The sequence below is a fragment of the Roseibium hamelinense genome, assembly GCF_007830545.1.
GTDB lineage: Bacteria > Pseudomonadota > Alphaproteobacteria > Rhizobiales > Stappiaceae > Roseibium > Roseibium hamelinense.
This window is the reverse complement of record NZ_VLLF01000024.1, coordinates 1-1,566: the sequence shown is the minus strand read 5'-3', so window position 1 is coordinate 1,566 and position 1,566 is coordinate 1. Positions and strand designations below refer to the sequence as shown.

Annotated in this window: 2 protein-coding genes; both read left to right on the top strand. The window is 53.8% G+C overall.

What is annotated here, in order from left to right; genetic code table 11:
• On the top strand, window positions 1-636 hold a 636-nt coding region (locus JM93_RS21630), incomplete at its 5' end, for a flagellin (protein WP_280114977.1).
• 283 nt (window positions 637-919) lie between these two features.
• The coding region (locus JM93_RS21625) for a flagellin N-terminal helical domain-containing protein (protein WP_482822442.1) at window positions 920-1,566 on the top strand (647 nt) is incomplete at its 3' end.

Genomic DNA, 1,566 nt, shown 5'->3' with positions numbered 1-1,566 from the left:
TCTTCTGCCAGCTTGACCGGCGTGACGTCAAACGCCTTCACTGTAGGAACACAGCTCCTGTCAGAATCCGGATCCTTCAAGGTGGGTGACACACTGACCCTTCAAGATGGCAACGGCTTCGAACTCGGGTCTCTTGAAGTAGGCGCGGCCACAACCGTCTCCGACCTCGAAGACTTTGCTGATGAGTTCGGCGGTGTATCGGCGAGCTTCAACACTGGTACCGGCCAGCTCACCATCGAAAGTGACGTGACACTGAACCTGACCAGCGACAACGCAGACTTCGCAGCCTCAGCCTTCACAGCTGACAATGATGGCGTGAACGTTACCGCGGCTCAGGAATCCGGTTTTGCGACCGACAATGACATCAACAATGTCATCGGCAAGCTGAACACGGCTTTGAGCGACCTGCGTTCTCAAGCATCTGAGTTTGGTACCAATCTGTCCACGATTGAAATCCGTCAGGACTTCACTCGGAGCCTTATCAACACTCTTGAGGAAGGTTCGGGTCTTCTGACCCTGGCAGACACCAACGAAGAAGGTGCAAACCTTCTGGCGCTTCAGACACGTCAGCAACTTGCATCGACATCCTTGTCGTTCGCATCGCAGGCGGACCAGAACGTCCTTCGTTTGTTCTAAGCCAGAAGGCGACAGAACCAAACATTGCGGAAAGGCGGGCAGAAGCCCGCCTTTTTGCTTTTTAACCCCCTGCCCTGAAGTTTTTTCCAGCATTTTACGGAACGCGTCTTTGACGAGACAGGCCGCAATCGTGCGGAAACTCGAGCGGATGCCCTCGTCATTAACGCTGCGTTTACCCTAAATTTCAAAGCGGTTTACCATTGATTAAGGTTAACAGAACATCCTTCCTGCAACCCGCTCAGGATGAGTGGCGGTATTTTGTGACCCAGGAAAGGGATGAACGATGTCTGACATCAATCTGTCAGCTGCCGTCCGGCAGAACCTGCTTACACTCCAGTCAACAGCACGCCTTACCTCCGATGTTCAGAACAAGCTGGCAACGGGTCTCAAGGTCAATTCGGCCCTCGACAATCCGAACAGCTTTTTTACCGCTTCCGGTTTGAACAGCCGGGCCAACGATCTGGGCAACCTGCTCGAAGACATGGGCCAGTCGCTTCAGACCATCAAGGCGGCTGACAAAGGTATCCAGAGCATCACTGACCTGGTGGAATCGGCGAAAGCGAAGGCCAATCAGGCGCTGCAAACGCAAAGCCAGTTCGAGCGGGCGCAATTTGCTTCACAGTACAACGATCTGCTTGAGCAGATCGAGGATCTGGCGAAAGATTCCGACTACAAGGGCAAAAACCTGCTGGCAGGTGCCGGTAACGAACTGACAACGATCTTCAACGAAGACAACACGTCATCGCTGACGGTTGATGCAGTGGACTACACCGACACGACACTGTCGACCGGCTTGAACTTGTCCGACCTCAACGAAGCTCAAGGTGGTGCAGCCTCCTTCCAGCTGGAAGGTGGAAACAGTTCCATCACACTGACCAACGGCAGCGGTGATGCACTCGCTTCTGGTTCGGTTCTGACCGATAGTTCTTC